At 60.5% G+C, this 20,032-nt stretch carries 15 protein-coding genes and 1 pseudogene; 8 read left to right on the top strand and 8 right to left on the bottom strand.

Going from position 1 to position 20,032, the window contains the following annotated elements; translation table 11 throughout:
* Positions 1-612: 612 nt before the first annotated feature.
* Positions 613-837 (top strand): annotated as a pseudogene (locus OG300_RS41845) (HipA family kinase); the annotation flags it as partial.
* 87 nt (positions 838-924) lie between these two features.
* Here OG300_RS41845 and OG300_RS41840 read toward each other — a convergent pair.
* Positions 925-1,305, bottom strand: coding sequence for a DDE-type integrase/transposase/recombinase (locus tag OG300_RS41840; RefSeq protein ID WP_405499012.1), 381 nt, complete (start codon positions 1,303-1,305; stop codon positions 925-927).
* Positions 1,306-1,532: 227 nt separating this feature from the next.
* Positions 1,533-1,679 carry a transposase gene (locus OG300_RS41835; RefSeq protein WP_405499029.1) on the bottom strand — a complete coding sequence of 49 codons (147 nt, stop codon included), beginning with the start codon at positions 1,677-1,679 and terminating at the stop codon, positions 1,533-1,535.
* 2,062 nt (positions 1,680-3,741) lie between these two features.
* Here OG300_RS41835 and OG300_RS41830 point away from each other — a divergent pair.
* The gene (locus OG300_RS41830; RefSeq protein ID WP_331723105.1) at positions 3,742-4,770 is read left to right on the top strand and encodes a replication protein RepA; all 1,029 of its coding nucleotides are present in this window, start codon (positions 3,742-3,744) and stop codon (positions 4,768-4,770) included.
* A gap of 32 nt (positions 4,771-4,802) precedes the next feature.
* On the opposite strand, the gene OG300_RS41825 is transcribed toward OG300_RS41830, so the two are convergent.
* Complete coding sequence (locus OG300_RS41825; protein ID WP_405499010.1) at positions 4,803-5,624, bottom strand: KamA family radical SAM protein; 822 nt, start codon at positions 5,622-5,624, stop codon at positions 4,803-4,805.
* A gap of 140 nt (positions 5,625-5,764) precedes the next feature.
* On the opposite strand from OG300_RS41825, the gene OG300_RS41820 reads away from it, so the two are divergent.
* Entirely contained in the window at positions 5,765-6,073 is a 309-nt protein-coding gene (locus OG300_RS41820) for a hypothetical protein (RefSeq protein WP_405499008.1), read from the top strand.
* Between the two features lie 488 nt (positions 6,074-6,561).
* Here the strand turns inward: OG300_RS41820 and OG300_RS41815 are convergent, their stop codons facing one another.
* Positions 6,562-7,512, bottom strand: coding sequence for an FAD-dependent oxidoreductase (locus tag OG300_RS41815; RefSeq protein ID WP_331723102.1), 951 nt, complete (start codon positions 7,510-7,512; stop codon positions 6,562-6,564).
* Positions 7,513-7,889: 377 nt separating this feature from the next.
* On the opposite strand from OG300_RS41815, the gene OG300_RS41810 reads away from it, so the two are divergent.
* The 3 genes from OG300_RS41810 to OG300_RS41800 all read left to right on the top strand — a co-directional run bounded on the left by OG300_RS41810 (position 7,890) and on the right by OG300_RS41800 (position 10,077).
* A complete protein-coding gene (locus OG300_RS41810; protein WP_331723101.1) occupies positions 7,890-8,504 on the top strand; it encodes a TetR/AcrR family transcriptional regulator in 615 nt (204 codons plus the stop codon).
* 429 nt (positions 8,505-8,933) lie between these two features.
* A complete protein-coding gene (locus tag OG300_RS41805) occupies positions 8,934-9,389 on the top strand; it encodes a hypothetical protein (protein WP_331723100.1) in 456 nt (151 codons plus the stop codon).
* Positions 9,390-9,732: 343 nt separating this feature from the next.
* Positions 9,733-10,077 (top strand): hypothetical protein, encoded by a 345-nt coding sequence (locus tag OG300_RS41800; protein WP_331723099.1) that lies wholly within the window; start codon positions 9,733-9,735, stop codon positions 10,075-10,077.
* Here OG300_RS41800 and OG300_RS41795 read toward each other — a convergent pair.
* Positions 10,018-11,373 carry a DUF6421 family protein gene (locus tag OG300_RS41795; protein ID WP_331723098.1) on the bottom strand — a complete coding sequence of 452 codons (1,356 nt, stop codon included), beginning with the start codon at positions 11,371-11,373 and terminating at the stop codon, positions 10,018-10,020. The genes OG300_RS41800 and OG300_RS41795 overlap by 60 nt on opposite strands.
* 232 nt (positions 11,374-11,605) lie before the next feature.
* Between OG300_RS41795 and OG300_RS41790 the strand changes: the two genes are divergently transcribed.
* A complete protein-coding gene (locus OG300_RS41790; RefSeq protein WP_331723097.1) occupies positions 11,606-11,944 on the top strand; it encodes a YbaB/EbfC family nucleoid-associated protein in 339 nt (112 codons plus the stop codon).
* 26 nt (positions 11,945-11,970) lie between these two features.
* Here the strand turns inward: OG300_RS41790 and kynA are convergent, their stop codons facing one another.
* Positions 11,971-12,864, bottom strand: coding sequence for a tryptophan 2,3-dioxygenase (kynA, locus tag OG300_RS41785; protein ID WP_331723096.1), 894 nt, complete (start codon positions 12,862-12,864; stop codon positions 11,971-11,973).
* 1,828 nt (positions 12,865-14,692) lie between these two features.
* On the opposite strand from kynA, the gene OG300_RS41780 reads away from it, so the two are divergent.
* On the top strand, positions 14,693-15,610 hold the full coding sequence (locus OG300_RS41780) for a replication protein RepA (RefSeq protein ID WP_405499004.1): 918 nt from the start codon (positions 14,693-14,695) through the stop codon (positions 15,608-15,610).
* 154 nt (positions 15,611-15,764) lie between these two features.
* Here OG300_RS41780 and OG300_RS41775 read toward each other — a convergent pair whose 3' ends face one another.
* Both OG300_RS41775 and OG300_RS41770 read right to left on the bottom strand, forming a co-directional pair.
* Complete coding sequence (locus OG300_RS41775; RefSeq protein ID WP_331723094.1) at positions 15,765-16,472, bottom strand: hypothetical protein; 708 nt, start codon at positions 16,470-16,472, stop codon at positions 15,765-15,767.
* Positions 16,473-17,396 (bottom strand): ParA family protein, encoded by a 924-nt coding sequence (locus OG300_RS41770; RefSeq protein WP_405499001.1) that lies wholly within the window; start codon positions 17,394-17,396, stop codon positions 16,473-16,475.
* Between the last annotated feature and the right edge of the window lie 2,636 nt (positions 17,397-20,032).

Below are 20,032 nucleotides of genomic sequence, written 5' to 3'. Positions count from 1 at the left end.
CGACCGCGTCCGACGTCGTGTCGGGGAGGTCCTCGACTTCGGCGACGAGGCGAGCTCTGTGACAGTCATTTTCGATGGGTTACTATCGCATGATGGACGAAATTCCGCCCTCGGATACACCCGGCTCCAAGTCCGCTGAGGGGGACAAATAGAGCGACCGGCAGGGAGCAGCACCACCATAGATCTGTGCATGCTATCGACGTGGCTGGGGACGCCAATACAGGCGATAGCGTAAATAGCCACGTGGGGATGCAGCTCTCCCGATTAAGACCATCAGCGAGCCCGCCAGCGACATGAGTCGAACAGCGGAGATATACGCCCCAGACTCCGCCGAGATGTCTATTCGGGAACTGAAATTCCGGACAGCGACTTGGAGAGAACGGCGGCGGCTTTTAGAGAAGGGGCATAGCAACAAGGTTCATCTGCTGATTGGCAGTGATGACCAGCTATACGTCTTCAAACCTGAGGCCGGTGAACAACTCGGCCAGCGTCTGGGGATACCCACGATGCCCGGAGAATATGCGAAGCGTGAAGTGGCGGCCTACCGCGCCGACCAGCAGTTAGGCTTCGGACTCGTGCCAACGACCACCTTCGTCCACCCTCCCAGAAGGAATGGGACGCGGCTCAGCGCAGAAATTTGTAGGCAGCACTGCGGCCGAAGCTGTTCAATATTATCCTGAAGAGCAACAAGCTAAAATGGCGGTGTTCGACCACATCATCGGCAACACAGACCGACATCGCGATAACTACCGTACTGTAGGAGCGCGTTATCCTGCAGAAGATCGTAAGGTACTCGTCGTTGACCATAGGCTCGCGTTTCTTCCGAAGTTACTTATAGATTGTTTGGGTCATTTCATGACTCATCAAGGTAAGACGCTCAGCAAAGAAATTATGGCAAGTCTGAGGACTGTGAATCAAAGACAATTACGAGGAGCCCTCCAGGACGCAGGACTGAGCACACACGCCATCGACACCGGTGAACCGGCACCAGTCGGTCATCGCGTGTGCGGTCATCTCGGTGCCGTTGTCCATGCGGACATGCGTCGGTCTTCGCCCGGTCGCCGCGATAATCTCGTCGAGCACTGTGATGAGCGGATCTGCGGTGCAGGAGCGGAATGCTTTTGTGGCCAACGCTTCTCGCGTGAACTCGTCGATGATGTTGAGGAACCGCGCCTGTCGGCCGTCGACGGTGACGTCCACCTGAAAGTCCAGGGCCCACATCTGATCCGGGAACGACGCCTTCAACCGTTGGTTGCGACCGGGTCCGATGCGGCGCTTCTTGCGGACGCGACTCGGTCTTTCCAATCCTTCCTCACGCCAGAGTCTGTGCGTCCGTTTATGGTTGGTGACCAAGCCTTCGCTGCGACATAGTGCGTGCGCCTTGCGTCAGCCTGCATGCTCGTCGTTGCGACACCCGAAACCGTTGCTGCAGAACCAGTACGGCCCTGCGGCGGCGGTCCGGGTTCAGAAGTTTCCTCGGTTGAGTTCCTCAAGCATGTCGATGTCGAGGGCTTACTCGGCGACCATCTTCTTCAACCGGGCGTTCTCACGTTCGAGCTCTTTCCACCGTTGGCATCGTCGGATTTCATGCCACCGTACTGGGCTTGCCAGCGATGCCCGGAGGCCTCGGAGATCTCGAGGTGTTTACACACCTCCTCGATCGAGAACTTCTCCCCGATCAGCTTCCCGCCTTCGCGGAGCTTGCGGATGATCTGCTCGGGGGTGTGTCGTCGTCACGCCACGTCGTGAACCGTCCTCCTGCACCCATTCTGGTGCATCAGAACCCTCACAACCTCTGGACCTGCCCAAAGGGATCCAGTCACCTCGTCTTGGCAATGCGCACGCGTGGAAGCGACCTCTTCCCGCAGTGACGGCGGGTTGCGGACACCATGGTATCCGGGCTGGTCCCGATGGCACCGCTCATTGTTGTGTGAACAGGTGGCGGTACTCGAGTCACTTCTACACCCCGTAGAGGTCGGGCATGCGGGCTGCTGCCGGGGTACGTGACAACCTGTTACCCAATCCTGCAGCAGCCCTGATGCTGTGGCAGGTGGGGGCGCCGGTGTTCTGCGAGTAACGACTTGCCAGGAGGCGAACTCGCGCTCCCTGCTCAGCGGTCCCGCCACTCGGGACGCGTTCACCGACCGGCCCCGCAGGCTCGTTTGCCACACGCCGGGCGGGCGTCCCGTGTGTGGCAAAGTGCGCATTTCTCGCCGACCGCGTCTTTAGCCGTGCATCACGCCCAGGTCGGCAAGAAATGCGCACGTCCGCCTGGAACGCACCATCAGCGCGGCTCCCACCTCGGGCTTGCCTACCTCCGTAGCGCCGACAACCTCGATCCTGAGCGCGCCGGGCACAATCCGTGCCCGCAGCGCCGTGGCCGGCCGCGGCCGAGTCGGCTGTTTATGCGCGCACGCCCCCTCGCCGGGCCGGTAGTCGTGGGAGCGTTAGTGGTTGGCCTGCGACTTCTCATCGTCTAGATGTCGACTAGACCTGATTCACGCATTTCCAGCCGACCTGGCCTGCTGGAGGTCACGCATTCTCTCCAGGAACTGACACCGAGGCAGAGTTGCGCGCCCTGCCCTGCGGGTCGAGGCCCTTCCAGTCGCAAAGTCCGGCGGCGATGACGTCTGGCGTGCGCATAACCTGCCGACCGGCCCCGCGGGCGGAATCGGTTGCCGCGCAGAGTGTCCCGTGCGCATTACGCACCGACCATCATCCTCGGATTCCACTGACCTGCAATGATCGGCAGCATCGGTCTGGGCGGTCGGCTTGTTATGCGTGACCAGAGCAGGCCAGCCCGATCACCGGCGAGTGCGCCAGCGGCGCGCATAACAAGCCGACTCCCCCGGTCAGGGCGGGGATCGGCAACTCGTGGCCATCACGCCGGTAGAGGCGGAAGCTGTAGCCGGTCGGACGACGCGTGGCGCGGACTTGTGTCAGACCACGCATTTCTTGCCGACCGTGCAAGCAGAGGGCTCCGCTCCATCGCGTCTTTCGCGCGTGCGCGCTTCCAGACGTTGGGCGGTCTCTGGGGCACCGGTTCCTACCGAGGCTCGGACCGAGGGCCTGGAGTCTTCGACCTCCTCCCTCCTCCCCAGGACGTGCGGGAGTCGATTCTTACCTGCTGGGGCGTGTCGTGACACGCCGAACGTGCGCATTTGTTGCCGACCATCGGATGGCCTCGTACCCTGTAATTCAAGATCGCGCATTTCTCGCCGACTGTGTGCATCAATCTGTGCACAACCCTGTGGATTGCAGATTTCATCCACACATTTAACGCCGACCGGCCTTCTCGCGATTCGTGGTCCGCTCACACATTTCTTGCCGACTGTGCACACATTTAAGGCCGACCCCGACCTGATATCTTCGCAGGTCAGACGGCCTAAATTTGCCCCTACAAGTAGTTGTTCTTCCTGTAGAGAAAATATCTTGTAGTAGTAGCGGTAGCGCGCGACGTGTGGACAACCCACCGGACGTGAGGGCCGCACCAGCTCCCGGCCCTCACGTCCGGGAGCTGTCCGCGACGTCCTCTGCCGCTCAGGCAGCGACGAGACGCGGCCCCCGGGGTGACCGGACAGGTTGGTCGGCAAGAAATGCGCAGGATCGTGGGACTTTGGCCGAGCCAATGTCGACGAGCATCAGCTTTCTCGACCCGATGCGCATTTCTTGCCGACCAACTAGCTTGAATGTGACTCCGATCATGCGAACGCGTATCCCCCGGAGTACGGTCGGCATGTAATGCGCATCGACACCGACACGCCGAAGCCGGGCGCGCATATCGATGTCGATCGTGCAATGCTGACCCTCATGCCGCGGCCGAAACGAGATGATGCAGAGCTCGCCGCCTGCGCTGCCGAGATACAGGCCCTGCGAGAGCAAGAGCTCCAAGAAGTGGGCTATCTGGGCAGGCTCTTCACGCAATTCAGCCTCCCCTACAAGGATCCTGGTGCAGATAAGGCGGTCTGGGGCCGCCAAAGCGGTGCGTACCGGATCTCTGTCCAGCCCGGCATGGTGATGGAGGACGGGGCGGCCCAGTCCTACGGATTTCCCTATGGCGGCATCCCGCGGCTGATCCTGGCACATCTGTCGACCGAGGCGGTCTTGACCGGCGAACCAGTGATCGTACTGGGCAACTCGCAGAGCGAGTTCATGCGAACGGTGGGCCTCGGGCGTGCGACTGGTGGGAAAACCGGCACCATCGGCCGATTCCAAAATCAGACCGAGCGGCTCCTTCGCTGCAGCATCATCATCGATTACAAGGACAGCAGCGCCAAGCAGCGATCCAAGGCAATCAAGTTGAGCGTCGCGACCAGCTGGGACCTGTGGTGGACCGGTCAGACCAGACGGATGGGGGGTCGCAACGAACTGCAGCCCTCTCTCATGCCCAGCACTATCAACTTGTCCAGCGAATTCTTCAAGGAAGTCATCGAACATCCGGTGCCGGTGGACATGAAGGTGCTCAATGCCCTGCAGTCCTCCCCGATGGCGATGGATATCTACATCTGGTTGACCTATCGGGTCTTCAAACTCGAAGACCCCGTGCGCATTTCGTGGCCGCTTCTCATGCTCCAGTTCGGAACCGCGCTTGCCGACACCAAGCAAGGCCGCCACCAGTTCCGCCGAGATTTCAAGAAGCACCTGGATGCGGTCAGGACGTTCTACCCGGACCTCCAGGTGGCTGTCGACGATCAGAGCGGGCTGACGCTGTACCCCAGCCCGACACACGTGATCAAAAAGCCCGCCAGGCGTCTACATGTGATCGAGTGAGCCTCCAGCCAACGCGCTGGAGGACGATGCCTCTAGGTGAGAGCGGACGATCGGGTTGGGAAGGTAGTACCGAGGGCTGGGCGTAGTCCATCCCACCAGCACGCGGTCTGATCGTAGTGGGCGAAGAACTGCCGACCCGTATCGTGGGGATTCCGTGCTTGCAGCATGCGGAGAGCAAAGACCTTGGTGCCCATGATTTTCGGTGCACCGTCGATCACGATCTTACCTTCGTGGGTCGACATGACCGGTCCTCGGGCAGAGCGAGCGAGCCCCGAGACTCGGTGCACCGCGTCGCTGTAGATCCCCAGTGCACGCACGAGCGGAACCTCGAAGTAGTTGTGCGCACCTGTATCTCGCTCCACGAACATGTAATAGGGGATCACACCCAACTCCACCAGACGTTGCCACATGCACACCCATGTCGCGGCGTCATCGTTGACGTGTGCGATTACCGGCGCCTGTGCCCGAACGATCGCCCCTGTGGTGGTGATACGGCGGAGTGCACGCCGCATCACCGCTGTCGACAACTCACGTGGATGCGAGAAGTGCGCCATCACAGCGACGTGTCGACCCGCTTCGACACATCGAGAGAACAGCTGCATCAACGGATCTCCCTCGCACTCGTTGGTGAACCTGGATGGCTGATACGACAGGGCTTTGGTTCCGAATCGAATGGAGCGGATGTGCTCCAGCTCCGGAGTGAGCAGTGCGTCGACCCATCGGCCGAGGACTTCAGTCCTCATGATCATCGGGTCTCCCCCGGTGAACACGACATCGGTGACCTCTGTGTGATGCCGGAGGTACGCGACCATGGTGTCGATGTCCGAGAGAGCCTGACGGGTCTCGCTGCCCACGAACTGGCCCAGCGGAAACAATAGCCGCAGTACGCATGACAAGTTTGACCCTGGGAGGGAAATACCAAGACCGTCTCACGGTACTTGTGCTGTAATCCGAGCGCTGGTTTCCCTTGCAGGACAGGAATATTGGAGTCGATTTGGCCGCCGGGGTGTGGGTTGAGCAGTCGGCGAGCCTGTGCACCGGCCTTGTTCAGCACATCGCGTGGTGCACCGGCATCGACGAGTTCAGCGATATCGGAGAAGATCTGGGACGGCAGCATGTCTCGGTGGGGGAATGTCAATCGAAAGATCGGGTCCTCCTCGATGGTCGACCAATCGATCAGTTCCTCGTCCACGTAGTCGTTGACCTGGAAGGGCAGCACCGTCGAAACGACGCGCATCTCACGGAGATAGCTCGCAGGCAGACCGGGCGTCTCGCCAGGTCGATCAACCGCTCGCCGGTGTAGTGAATCATGCGATCTGCCCCCTCGGTATCGGCCTCAGACTCCTCCGATTAATCTACCACTATACAACGTGCCATCCTTCAACGGTATGAAATCCTTTCACGTATACCCTTGTGCGACTTGGCAATCCATACCGACGACCAGCTGCTGCTGCAGGTCCCCACAGACGGGAAGGCGCTAGATTGAAATCCCGCGCATAGAGGAATCGGCGTGACGCGCGTGCCACTCCCTCTATGCGGACACGGCGCTGTACCGGGGCTGAACAAGCACCCGGTATCGATGCCCTGCGTCACCAGCGGCTCAACGACTCATAAGGTTGGCAACATGCTCTCGACCGGATCTGCCAGTTCCACCATTCTCGGCGTTCTACTCGACTTCCTCACTCTGGGATCAAGTCTCGGGAGCTCGGCGCTGAGCGCGCCCCGCTGACCACTCGATTGGGGGCGAGCGATACGGGTTTCATCCCGCGCACGCGGCGGCACGCACGGGTCTCACAGCCGTCCGACGATGTCAGCTACCGTAGTCGCGCAGCCATGACCGAGGGTGATGCCCGAGCCGCCGTGTCCGTAATTGTGCACAACCGGAGTGTCGGGGATCGTGGTCGTATCCAGTTCCAGGCGCACCGTCTCACGCCCAGGACGTAGGCCCACCAGCGTCTCGACGACAGCGCTGTCGGCCAAAGCGGGAACGAGATCCTGACACCGCCGCAGGATTGATCGAGTCAGCTCTGGGTCCGGCTGCACATCCCACTCCCCTACCTGGAGCGACCCTCCGAGAATGCAGTCGTTGCTTCGGGGATGAACATAAGCACGTCCGAGTGGATGGGCTTCGTCACGAACCGACATGGACAGGCCTGGGTTGGTCACCCGGACGATCTGCCCGCGGATCGGAACGAGTCTCGGATCATCGACCAAGTGGGCGGCGCGCAGGCCGGCGCAGTTGACGATCACGTCCGGCGCCAGGTCGGCCAGATCGTCGAGATGATGGATCACGCAACGCATCCATCGAGCCCCTCGGACAGTGATCGAGTCCTTCAGCCAGGGCAGATAGATGGGCATCTCGACCATTGGCACCCTGAAACGGAACCCGGCTCGGTATGTCGGCGGCAGTTCGTCGTCGTCGGCATCGCGGAAGCCTCGCACCAACCTCGACCAGGAAGGGACATGCGGGTGTTCGCGATACAACGCCAGAGACTCACGCATTCGGACACCAGGCGTGCGGGTTGCGGCTTGCCTTTCCAGATGGGCGAAGGTCGTCGTACTCCATTCCGTTGTCTGCGGTGAGCGTGCGATGGCTGTTGGAAACCACACCGCCGCAGCGAGATACGAGGTTGTCGCCTCGATCGGAGTGTCACTGCAGACGGTAACCTGGTGCCCGGCGTCCAGCAAGGCGGCGGCGCTGGACAGTCCTGATATTCCCGAACCCACAACCACAACCCGCATGAGCGTCGATCGTAGCTCCGCGTGGACATGCAACGCAGCCACACGCTGTCTCCGTCGGATGGGATACGATCGGTAATCATCGAAAAGCGCACGAGTGCTTGATAATTCGATCTGCGTGCGAGCCAGGTCGACTCGCCTTCCTCATCGATGGGAAGGTTACAGCCAAGCCTGGAGGGCGCAATGGGGTGCGGGCCGGGTGGGCTGCAATGTTCACGGTGGTCGGCGATGCCAGGTCTTGCGGGTCCACGACAACTTTGCGACATCCTGTGCCAGACCGGAAAGCGCGTGAGCCACTTCGAATGACCGGAAGGTATACTGCCTTACTAGTAGGTCAAATTATCGCCACTGTCCGCACAATGGTCAAGGGGTAACAGACAATGAAGCCACGCCCCGCGGGCACGGAGGGACGCACACGGTCCCATATCCTCGATGTTGCCGAGCAACTAGTGCAAACTCGGGGTTTCAACAGTTTCAGCTACGCAGACATCGCGGCCGCTCTGTCGCTGTCCAAACCCGCTCTGCATTACCACTTTCCGGGGAAGGCTGAACTCGGACTCGCCCTCATACAGCGATATGAGCAGCGCTTCTTCAACGCGCTGTCGGCGGTGGATGGGCAGGGTGCCGCGGCGCGGTTCGAGTTCTATGCGAACTTGTACGTCGGCGTGTTACGCGAACAGCGAATGTGCTTGTGCGGCATGCTCGCAGCTGAGTTCAAGACTTTGTCGGCTCCCATGCAACAGGCCGTCGTCCGGTTCTTCGACCAGAACAAGGATTGGCTCTCGACAGTCTTAGCGCAGGGTTTGGCCGAAGGAAGCCTCGAATTCGACGGATCTCCGCAGGAGAAGGCCGGCGTCATTATCGGTTCACTCGAGGGCGCGATGCTGGTAGCCCGGCTCTATGACGACCTCGCTGTCCTGCAGTCGACGATCGGCCACCTCCAGTCCGGGTTCTTCGCCACTAAGCCAGAGGAAGTCCCCGGTCAGGTGATATGACTCAGCGCTGACCGGCCCGGATCGGGCTGGCTCCCAATAGAGTTGGTCCTCCATTCGTAGTTGGTCTTGGGTTCGGTATGCCGTGATCGTCCGGTTCTGAACCGCGACTCCCGGGCAGGTCCGCAGCCTGGCGGATGTCTCGAATGCGCTATCTCTCTAGATTTACGTGTACGGCACTCGACCATGCAGATCTCGTCCAGGATTTGTGGCTGCGACCACGGTGGGTGTCGTCGTGGGCCGCCCGGGAGTTACCCCTCTGCATCCCGGGCGGCCCACCCCAACCCCCGTAGCGTTGCCAATCCTGTGTGCGGCCCAATGGCCACAGTCGCCGGGGCCCGATCGCTGTCCCTACTTTGTCGTACCAGATCCGCCGCGTCCCAGTTCTGGAGTTCGACCGTCCGCATCAATGCTCAGCACACTGGAGATGTCATGATCAGTCTCTACGAGTACTTCGCCGCGACGGACGACGCTACCGCTGCCGCCGCAATACAGTGCGCTGCTGCGTCGCTGGGACTGCCAGCCATCGGAATGGTCACCAGTATCAACCCGGCGTTGCATATGGCGAAGCTGGAATCGCTGCTACGCCGAGTCGACTATGACCGCGTCCTCGATGACCCTCGCTGGTGCGCTCCGCTTATTTCGATTACTCCCGGCAACGGTCCGCGGGTCGTGACGATCACCGAAAGTCTTCGGGATTGTCTTGCCGTCGCCGACTCCTCGTCGCTGGCGGAGGCGGTGACCCTGTGGACTCACACTCGATGGCAGGACGCCGGCAAGTTTGCGGGGCGTGAGGCGAGGCTCGCTGATTTCCTCGACGAGCTCGCCGGATTGGCTCGCGAAGCAGCGTCCTCGACGCAACAGCTCTACTGCTGGATGTCGATGTAGCCCAAAGTATTCGAACCCGCGATCTAGCCCAGGCTCTAGGCCCGTACTCGGTCAGCAAATGTGGTCGGCGCATCCAGATCGCGCCATGATCCGCCAGGCAGCGACGAATTTGGTCGCGGATTCCTCAGCTTGGCTATCCATAACCGCCGGCCACCAGACATGGTTCGGGCGCATCGCGCGGACTCACGAACCGCGCGCACTCACGAACCGCGTGGATTCCGTCGACGGAAGATCTCGATGAGATGGCCGATGTTGCTGCTCAGAGATGTTGTCACAATCGATTCGCGCGCTTCATCGAATGAGCCGGGAGAAATCCCGCGAATACATATGATCCGGAATTCTGATGACGACACATCACAGTACTTCATGGACGGTCGATACTTGGCGGGCCGCTTTTGCGTCGCCGCGCCCGCCTGATGAGCGAATCAAGGTGACGCCCGATGCGATGACTTCGGGGGCGACGACTCATCGCGCTCAGCATGTCGGACGCGGTCATTGGCGAGTCGACTATCTCGCAGGTCAGGACTTGACCTACCGGCACGCGTATCGCGCGATGTGTATTGCCGCCGCGCTACACGATCGCGGCGATGCCGAGCTTAAGCACATCTGGAAGCGCGGCTTGGGACTGTCATTGCGTGCCGCGGTCGGCCTGGCTGTGACCGACTCCGCGATCAGCGGCTTCGATTGAGCCCCTTGGTGGATGATGACGTTGGGCCGCCCTTGGCATGTCCGAGGCCAGGTGCTCGAAGAACACGTCCAGCGGGAACTCGTCAGGAAGGGCATCGGACAGTGTTGCGGTCCCGTGGGACCAGGTCGACTCCTCGGACGCGGGTACATACCGGGATATCAATTCATGGCCGGCGGCCCACAGCGTCGGCGCGAGCATATCGCTGTTGTCGCTGAAGAGCTGATCTATCGCGTCCGCCAATTCGGCGATCACCTGGGTTGCACGATCATCGTCGATGTACATCTGCCCGCCACTCAGGCCGAAGACGTCATTGTCCCGCAGGCAGCCGAACAGTATCTGGCCGGCCAGGCTGTCGAAGTTTTCCCATCGACCCCCCGACAGTGGTGCCCGAAATGCCCTGTCCAGCAGTAGGACTCCGGGCACCAGGAGTCCAACCGGGTGTCCAGTCGGAGCCAAGTCTGTTGCCATGAGGTAGGCGGACAAGTCTCGCCGAAGCTCGTCTAGTGCTCGCATCCAATATGGTCCGCGCTGAACCCTTGTCGCCGACCTCGGAGAGACGTGACCGGGACCGCTGGTTTGTTCGCGCAACAAACCGAGAGCCAGGAAGGCATGGTGGGCGGTTCGGCGATGCTCGATGGCGGCCGCGACCTCGCTGTCCAGGGCCAGATTCAAGGGTCTGACCATTGCTGCGCATACCGAACGAAACCGGGCAGCCTCGAACTCGAACAGGATCAGTGAGTTGTCGGCGCGATCGCCTCCGTGCGGGCTTGCCGATACCGTATCCGGGTAGCACAGGCCCGATTCGGGTTCGAAGCCGGCCGTGAAGTCTGTGACCATCAGCGGCACGTGAATGGACGCGGGGTGGTAGGTCTGCTCCAGCTTCTCGAGCCAGTGTGGCCATACTTGACTGACGAGCATCGCCTCATACCGGCACTGCCCATTGCCGTTTCGGGCATACATCGGGAAGACCGCGAGATGGGTCCGTCCGTCAGCCCGTCTCCGGTCAGGCTGGAACAATCGCATCGAGCGAGAGAAGTCCGGCCGGTTGAATCCGTCACGAGCCCAGTTACGGAGGTCCCTCACCACTGCGTCGAGGTACTCACCGTCGTGTGGAAAGTTGGGGGCGAGTTGAAGTATCGAGTCGGCCACGCGCCACACGGCACGATGTGCGCTCACGGTGTTCGCCCGACCCGGGTCTATGCGGCCGTCGGAGATCTGCCTCAGACGCAGTGAATTGACCTCCGACTTCAACCCGATCCATGCTGAATCCGCGCCTGTCTCGAAAGATGGAGTCATCGGAAATCGATGAGTGGTAGTCACGAGTGTTCCTTCGGGTTCCACGAGCGCCCTCTACGCTAGAGAACCTTCCACTCAGGATTTGCGCAGACATCCGTGCGCACGCCGATTTTCGGCGATATCTCCAGCTGGACGGCGGCCCGGTGGTAGCTCGAGGTCAGCGAGACAGCGGATGTCTGTCACCGCAAGGCTGCGAAGAATCGATGAGACGATCGCATAGCGAGGACGTCGCATGAAGGAAATATCTGAGTCGGTCGTCATGGATGACGCCATGGATATCGTCGGGTTCGGCAAAGTCGGCGCTGGCGGGGGTACCGATCAGCTGGATGAGCTTGCGGAGGCGATCGCGGGCATCCGAGTGCGCGAAACATCAGCCGACAGTCTGGTAACCGTAACGCTCGATGAGCGCGGGACGCTACTCGAACTTGTACTGGCGCCGGGTATCTCGGAATTGGCGCCGAACGAATTCGAAAGACTCGTGGTAGCGACCTGCGCGGTCGCCGCGCGTACGGCATTTGCCGAGTACAACGCCCTGCTCGACAGCTTCAGCTGTAGGCATGTCGTAGAGTGACTCGGGCGATGTGCCGAGCTCCGGGCTTACAAGTTCGTCCTGACGTGCCAGAGTTCAGGAAACAGTGTCACGTCAAGCATGCGTCGAAGGTACGGCACGCCCTCCGTTCCGCCGGTTCCGCCCTTGAGACCGATGACTCTTTCGACGGTGGTCAGGTGGCGGAATCGCCACTGCCGGAGAGTGTCCTCGAGATCGACGAGAGTCTCGGCCATCGAGTAGAATCCGCCATGTACGTGGGGTTTTCGGTAGACCTCGAGCCATGAGTCCTCAACGGTGTTGTCATACTCCGTAGGCTGAGACCAATCTCGAACGAGCCGTTCGGGGCCGACCGGAAATCCGTTACGCGCAAGCAGCGCGATTACTTCGTCATAGAGCGAAGGTGCCTCCAGCGTTGTGCGGATCTGCTGGTGTATCTCCGGTTGATTCCGGTACAGGCGTAGCAGCTGTGGATTCTTGTTGCCCAGAACGAATTCCAGGCGTCGATATTGATGTGACTGGAATCCCGAAGCGTGAGCGAGGTAAGGGCGGATGGTCGCGTACTCGAACGGAGTCATCGTCGCGAGTACGTCCCAGGCACTCACGAGTTGTTCGAGAATACGCACTACACGGGCCAGCGTTCTCAAAGCTGATGGCAGATCGCCCTGGCTGACCGTTTGAAGCGTAGCCGTCAACTCATGCAGAACCAGCTTGAGCCACAGCTCGGTTGTCTGATGCTGCACGATGAAGAGCATCTCGTTGTGCTCAGGGGAGAGCGGATGCTGTGCTGAGAGGACCGTCTGAAGTGACAGATAGTCGGTGTAGCTCATTGACGCGGAGAAGTCCGATCGCCACTGCTCAGGCTCCGCGGAGAGCGGACAGCCGTGCGCTTCGGTGGCGGGAATCAGGTCGATCTGTTCTGTGTACGAGGCGATTTCATCCATCGGCGGAGATGCGCCTCCCTTGAGCTTGTCAATCGACTACCGGACAGGATGCTCGGCGGTGAAATAACTTGAGTCAGTGACTGGTTCGTTGCTCGCTTCTGGGCACCTCTGTTGTGGAGTGTCCAGTGTCGATATGGGATCGACAGCCGGGCAGCGTGTCCTGCATGAGTTGGACAGGCAGAACTGTGTGGAGCAGTAGAGCAGCGGGCGTGGTCCGGGTGGCATCTTGAGCGCCATTTCGGGCGTCAATTGCCTTGCTGCTCAACTGAATTGTCCTTGTACGGTCCGCTTGTGCGGCTCACTCTCCGCGCGCCGCCGACGCTGTTGACGGTAAGCAGTGCCGGTCGGCCGAGACATCCGCCAGGGTGCGGAACGGTTGCCTGAGCGGAGTCGAATGGCTGAACTGGACGGCCGGGCAGGACTATCGCGGGTTGCCAGTCTCGTCCAACTTCGTGGATTACGTCGAGTGCCAGGTGGACAGACGGCGCTGAGAGGCCCTCGGCCTGCTGCGGGCGTTGGATCTGCCCTGGTTGTCAGACCCGAGGTTGGGCTCGGGTGCCTGCGCTGATTGATCCTGACCGAACCGAGTGCCAGTGCGTGGTCGCGTCGTTGCTGAGTATTCGGTGGTTTCGGCGGATGTTGTCGGTCTGGATCGCGCATAAGAGGCGGACGCCCGAGGTCCTGCGATATCTCTGCCGACGTGTTCGATGCGTTCGGACCGGAGACAGAACTGGGGCAACGAGCGGGGCGCTTCGTGGAGTCGAGGCACTGCGCGGGGTGGCATGAACCTCAGCATGGACGTCGCCGGGCCCGGGGCGTAGCCAGCGGGAACAGGGGCAATCATGCCGATGACCAGGCATCAGATGGCATCGGCTTGATGGAATTCGCATTTGAGAGTGGTTGTGCCCGGAGGGTCTCTATCCACAACCGCCGCCGAGCCTACTACAGGATTCTTTTCTAGGGAAAGAACTACAGGGGGGACGTGTTTAGTGCGTGTCAGCTGCGGAAACGGTGCGTCCGCGTCCGCAAGGTATGCGTAGTGTGTCCGCAAGGTATGCGCGCGATGCTGGGAAAACGCCGCGCAGGCTGTCCGCGAGATATGCGTGGAAAAGCTACGCCTCGAGGCGCCTCGCGCGACAACCTGTGGAGATCGTCCGCAGGTTATGCGTGGATAACTCCATCGGTTCACGGTCCGCAAGATATGCGCGGTCTTCTGGGTTTGTCCTCGCGTCGCAGACCCCGCGAGATGCCGTTCGGGACGGCTGTGAGCTGGGCAAATGTAGCTCAGCCTCGGTGTTGCCCGCCCGATGCATACGCATATCTTGCGGACGGTACTTATCCACTGTCCGCAAGATATGCGTGGATTGCCGGTGCATGTCCGCAAGATATGCGCGCGGACGATGCCCGGCAGAGTCGAAGTCCGCAAGACATGCAGCGGGCGAGACCCGCCAGGTCAGCGGGCCGTCCGCGAGGTATGCGCAGTGAGGCCGCGGCCGGTTGTTGTGTGGCGCGGGCACCTTCGCGGCGGTTGTGCGAGGTCGACTGTTCTACCCGCAGGCGCCGATGCTCGGCAGGTCCGCAAGATATGCGTGCCGCCGCATGGATCCGCTCGCTTCCCGGAAGGTCTGTGACGAGCAGGGATGGACCATCTTGTCCGCAAGATATGCGTGGGTTGGCGGATGTTGAGGGCTCCGAATCGACGGCTGCCGGGTGATTGCATCCGGCATGTCCGCAAAATATGCGTGGGATCAACCATGTTGTGTCCGCAAGGTATGCGCAGGCGCGAGGGACACTGGCATTTTGCTGACGGCGTGCCATGCTAGGGGTCATGGCACGCCCCAAACGCACTCCCCTGGAGATTGTCCGGGCGGCTGCTGAAGTGTGGGATGGCGAGCAGGAAGTCGGTTACTTGGCTCGCATGTTCACCCAGACCTCGCTGCCGTACCGTGATCCGGGCGATGTGCCGGCCTGGGGTCGCCGCAATGGCGACTTGTCATTGACTGTGCAGCCGGGCATGACGACCGACATCAACAACAAGCCCGTGTCGATCGGTTACCCGTATGGAACGATGCCGCGGTTGATCCTGACGTTTTTGTCGACCGAGGCGGTGCGGACGGGATCGCCCGAAGTCGTTCTGGGAGACAGTCTCACGGATTTCATGGCCGCTATGGGCCTGGCCGCGACCGGTGGCAAGAACGGGTCGCTGACTAGGATGCGGAATCAGTCTCACCGACTGTTCAACGCGACGCTCACCATCGAGTACAAGGGTGATTTGAACCGTCGCATCGGTGCGAAACTGTACGTGGCCAGCGCATACAACATCTGGTGTGGTGCGGAGTCCGAGGATGGCCATCCGTCGTTGTTCACATCGACGGTTCGTCTGAGTGACGAGTTCTTCAACGAGGTCACCTCGCACCCGGTGCCGTTGGACATGAACGCCATCAAGGCGTTGGGTGGCTCCGCATTACGTCTCGACATCTATGCCTGGCTCACCTACCGCATGTTCTCGGTGAAGCGCGAGACGACGATTCCGTGGGAATCACTGATGGTCCAGTTCGGCTCGGCGGCAGACTCTTCGGACCGGCGACGCCGCCACCAGTTCCGACGTGACTTCACCGAGGCGCTCAAGCAGGTCCTGGTGGTCTATCCGCAGGCGAACGTTGACACCAATGAGGCGGGTGTGGTTCTGCGGCCGGGGCTTCCGCATATCCCGATGTCTCCGGGGTTCCGGGCGCTCGCACGGTGACAGAATCTGCGGTATCGAGGAAACCGGTGCGGCTACTGTTTCGTCACTTGACGAACATTGGTAGTCGCCCTTGGGGTTCCTTCACCGAAGGTGCCCGGGACCAGGTCTGTGTGGGGTCCCGGGCACCTTCACCGTCATGAGATGGATTCCCGACTCAGTCAGAGGTCTCCATCTCGTCTTCGTGGATCTCGCCTTCGATGGTGAGCGCTGCTATCTCTTCGGCGAGGTAGCGTTTCAGGGCCTCGTCGACGAGTGCGCTGCGGCTACCTGCTTGCCACTCGTCGACGAGGTTGTCGAGTAGCTGGATATCGGGTGCGATGATGCCGGCGAGTGGGATTTTCACGGGCGGCTCGGTATGCCTGCGCCGACGCGGTCGCGTTTGATCGACGCGGCTGAAGAGTCGACCCGACGGTTTGGCGTTGACAAGCTCCTGAAAGTGTTGGCGCAGTTCTGTTTCGTGTTCCTCGATTGCGTCGAGGACGACCTCGCCGTAGCTTCGGCCCTTCCCCCGTTGCTGTTTTTCACTATGCGTGAGGTGACGCAGGGCCTCGGCGACGCGTGCGGCGACGTGCGCTTCAGCGATGGTTTGTACCGCGCGGGCGCGTGCTGGCGTTGTGCGTGTCCGCTTGGCAGACGTGTCCGTTCCCGCCGCAGCGCTTTTGGGCGCGGCAGCCTTGCGTGGTGCTTTAGGAGGGGCGGGTAACGGTTGTGCGGGCTCATCGACTGCCGGCTCGTGAAGTGAGAGATCCGCCGCCACACTGGGCGGCTGGGCGACCGCTGCTACCGGCGCCGGTGGGGGCGGAGGCAGAAGGTCGTCGATGTCGCCGAGATCGTCTTCTTTGAAAGCCCCTTTGCGAGCCATTTACACGACCTCCTTAGCGCGCTCGCCCGCTGCGAGTCGGATCAGTACTTCTCTCGTCAGCTTTTGGTAGTCGGTTGCCAGCGGTTCAGTGTCACGTGACCATCGCTTGGCGGGGCCGGCCTCGTCTGTCTCGCCGCCCGCATTGTTCTTCGGAGAGAAGGCGATCAACTCCTCCGCGGTCAGGTGGAAGGCCCGGGCATCGAGCGCCGATGCCTTGTCCTGCCTGATGAAACTGCGAAAGGGCTCGATCCCTGTGCCCTCGAGGAGGTCCATGATCTTGCCAAGGGTGTCCTCGTTGCGGCGGATCGCGCGCGGGTTGCAGTCGAACAGCACCATGCCCATCAGTTCGATCTGCGCGCCGTTCTTACGAGCCCAGAGGTAGCGTCGCGCGAGCAGTTCAGCGCCGTCGATACTGCCGTCGTCTTCCTTGGTGGGCACGATCAGCCAGCTGACGACCTGGAGCAGGAGGTCCAGGACGGCCCGGTCACCGGGGCCGGAGTCGATGAGGACCAAGTCGTAGCCGACACTGTCGACCAGCGCTTCGAGCGCGAGAAGGAGATTCTGCCGCGGATCGATGCCGTGCTGTTCGGCACCAGCGGCGACCGCGCCCGCCATCGCCAGAAGCTTTCCGCCGCAGACGACGTCGAGATTCGGTCGGACATCGCGCACAGCCTCGAGTGGTGACCCGTACTGCAGGGTCATTGCCAATGATCGGCCTTCGTCGGACTCTTTGACGCCCAGATCGCGGACAGTGCAGTTACCTTGCTGATCGGCGTCGACCACCAACACCCGCTTGCCGCGTCGAGCAACGGCTACGGCGATGGCAGCGACGATCGACGACTTCCCCACTCCCCCTTTTTGGTTGGCCACCAAAATCGTTCGTCTCACGGCTCGGACATCTGACAGCAAACGCGAACTGGTCACGCACGGAACACTACCGGAGGCGTTGCGGCAGAACCAACCATCTCGAAGGGGTGTGTCGTCGGCGGTCTTCAGACGTCGGACACCCCAGTCAGTCTCGTCAAATTTCTTGCAGCGCAACCACTCTGTGGCGTGGTCTGAAAACCCATCGGGTTCATGGTCTGGAACCGAGGTGACTTACCGGTCCGATGCTAGACGTCGATTCCCGTCGTGCGTATCGCCAGGGTTCCTGGCTAGATCCGTGTCGTGCTCAGAGCACTCGTCATGGACTTCGAAAAGGTCTATGTCCGGGGGTGACGCCTGGTCGGTGATTTGACGATTATAAGCGGCATGAAAGCTGTTATAGAAAGCGTCATAAATAAGCTCTTGTTCGAAGGCGATAATTTTGCACTAGTAACAGGCGAAAGAAAGGCAATTAAATGCGCACTCGAAGAGATGCGTTGGACGCCTTGCGATGATATCTGATATATGTCCGATCTTAGGGTGATACACCACGCAGTGTAGACGACTTTATTATTCGCACTAAAACAAGTAGCTGTATCGTCCGATTGACAGGTCAATGTAAGTGTCACAATAAAAGCAGAATGAGATGACCTTGATGTGACTGTATTGATTACACTGATTATTGTCGATATGAAGGTATATGGTCCAGCAAGTTCGAGGGTGTGTTTAGCTGCCTGTAAAAGGGCACTAGATATTATCGGTGATGGGGTAATGGTGAGCGCCACCTCAGCCCCCCTATTGGTTGCCAAAATTCTGCCAGTGCCGAGTGCTTCAACAAAGCCATTATATAGAGGGGCATCGATTGCCAAAGTCGGTACAGTGTCTTGGGGCAAAGTTAAACCATTGGAAAAGGTCAACCTAAAGACTGTTGTAGTGATGGCAACAATGGTCTCATTGATCGCAATGGCTAGGGGAGACGAGCTTGACTTAGTAAGGGGAGCGTAATTCGCCATTGTGATTGCCATCGATTCGACTTTGTTGAACCTCGTGGATGTTGCCACTGCTGTGGTCAGTGACCAAGCTACCTCAATGACGTGTTCGAGGGTGTCTGTATGGGTGAAGCGAGAGATATATGTATCTGTCGAAACTGCGCCTACGACATGGCCTTGACGTGAGACTCTGAATTCGGCGATACGCAAGGAGTGTTCTAAGGTCTTATCTATCGTCTTAGTGTACGTCGCATGACTAGTCTGATTACCCGCCTCACGTAAGACGCTAAATCGGGCAGCTGGTTTGGCGGAGAGGCGCGCCACTTGTCTTGCATAACTCATGAACTGCAGCTCAGGGTGCAGATTCGGGAACAATCGAGGCGCTTGGCGCTGGTGCCTCAAGTGCCCGCTCCCTTCGGGCAAGAGTATGTGTGCCGGGGCGACCGGAGGTATCTGCGCGACACCGAGCCGTCCTGTATACCCTGTCTGCTTCAGCATCGCGTACCTCCCCTCAGGTCTCGGATCGTTGCAGATAGTCTCGCCGGAAGTAGAGCAGCGCTAAGTGTATCGCGCCATCCAACTCGCGCCGGGAAGCGCGCTTGTGACGGTTGGCAGCTTCATCGGTGGATGCTCTGGAGCAAGCTGCGATCCTCGTCGCCGTAGGCGATGTCTGGATGAGATGCGATCGCAAGCGCCGGGAGGGTTGAGGCGCAGGATCCTCCATTCGCCGTGTGCTCCCGCATAGTGAGGTGGCGAAGCGCATCGAGCCGGTATCGGTCGAGAGTGCCCGTGCCTCTCCCTGTCGCTGCGGCAAGTGGACCCGGCACTGGGTGCAGGGTGTGTTGGGGCGCAAAGGATCCGTGGGCTGTGCCGCAGATTTGAATGCATGCGTGGACAGGCGCACACGTCGAGACGTGCGAGCTCTCCTGTTGAAATTCCCCGTCCTTGTAGCCTGCACGGAGTCGTTAGCTCCACGGCCTAGCTTGGCCGGATCAGTCGGAACCGTCGCCGGGGCTGACAATCGGATCAGCCTCGTGTGCCTCGCCCGATCTGCCCGCATCCGATTACATGCATCAGATATCTGCTGCCTCGGCGGGATGGTGATTTCTCAAATGCCTGGTGCGTCCCCCGCTCCCGGGTGACACGAGTGCGTTCGCCGCGGGAGTCGGCACTCGAAAGGCGGGGGAGTGGCATCAACGTCGCCGTCGTACTGAGAAGCATTGAAGGGCGACGGTCAACGCTGGGATCTACACCCATCCTTAGCTCCACGCCTGGGCCTGCCATCTCCGAGGGAAGGTGAACGCTACGGCTTCTTGTCGAAGGTCACTCGATGCTCGATGCTCGATGCTCGTTCCGCAGAGCACGAGTGGACGGGAACGAGCCCAGGCCTGCCCGCCGGCCTATCGGCGACGCGACAGACTTTTGCCTCGCGCGACAGACCGCGATGGCGGCAGTCGGCGGGAACCGGACGAGGAGGTGGGGGAGGCCTCCGAGTGTCACCTTCTGCGATTGTCCCCGCTTCGGCCTTGCGGGCCCGCACCGAAGTCGCAGGATCCGACGATCGGGGAGAGGAGATGACCGCGATTCCGCGGTCTGAGCTGATCTCGACGCCAATACGACTGATAGCTGTGTATTCGCTGAAATCTCACCCTAACGTGGTTTCTCCGCAGCTTCGACCATGCTTGCGAGGTGGAGAAACCCCAGAAT

Source organism: Nocardia sp. NBC_00511, from assembly GCF_045161165.1.
Lineage (GTDB): Bacteria > Actinomycetota > Actinomycetes > Mycobacteriales > Mycobacteriaceae > Nocardia.
This window is presented reverse-complemented; position numbering and strand designations above follow the sequence as displayed.

What these genes read in the sequence shown, in the direction of transcription:
- OG300_RS41830 (WP_331723105.1), top strand. Translation starts at nt 3,742, where the DNA reads ATGCGCATCGACACCGACACGCCGAAGCCGGGCGCGCATATCGATGTC.
- OG300_RS41815 (WP_331723102.1), bottom strand. Translation starts at nt 7,512, where the DNA reads ATGCGGGTTGTGGTTGTGGGTTCGGGAATATCAGGACTGTCCAGCGCC.
- OG300_RS41810 (WP_331723101.1), top strand. Translation starts at nt 7,890, where the DNA reads ATGAAGCCACGCCCCGCGGGCACGGAGGGACGCACACGGTCCCATATC.
- OG300_RS41805 (WP_331723100.1), top strand. Translation starts at nt 8,934, where the DNA reads ATGATCAGTCTCTACGAGTACTTCGCCGCGACGGACGACGCTACCGCT.
- OG300_RS41800 (WP_331723099.1), top strand. Translation starts at nt 9,733, where the DNA reads ATGACGACACATCACAGTACTTCATGGACGGTCGATACTTGGCGGGCC.
- OG300_RS41795 (WP_331723098.1), bottom strand. Translation starts at nt 11,373, where the DNA reads ATGACTCCATCTTTCGAGACAGGCGCGGATTCAGCATGGATCGGGTTG.
- OG300_RS41790 (WP_331723097.1), top strand. Translation starts at nt 11,606, where the DNA reads ATGAAGGAAATATCTGAGTCGGTCGTCATGGATGACGCCATGGATATC.
- kynA (WP_331723096.1), bottom strand. Translation starts at nt 12,864, where the DNA reads ATGGATGAAATCGCCTCGTACACAGAACAGATCGACCTGATTCCCGCC.
- OG300_RS41780 (WP_405499004.1), top strand. Translation starts at nt 14,693, where the DNA reads ATGGCACGCCCCAAACGCACTCCCCTGGAGATTGTCCGGGCGGCTGCT.
- OG300_RS41775 (WP_331723094.1), bottom strand. Translation starts at nt 16,472, where the DNA reads ATGGCTCGCAAAGGGGCTTTCAAAGAAGACGATCTCGGCGACATCGAC.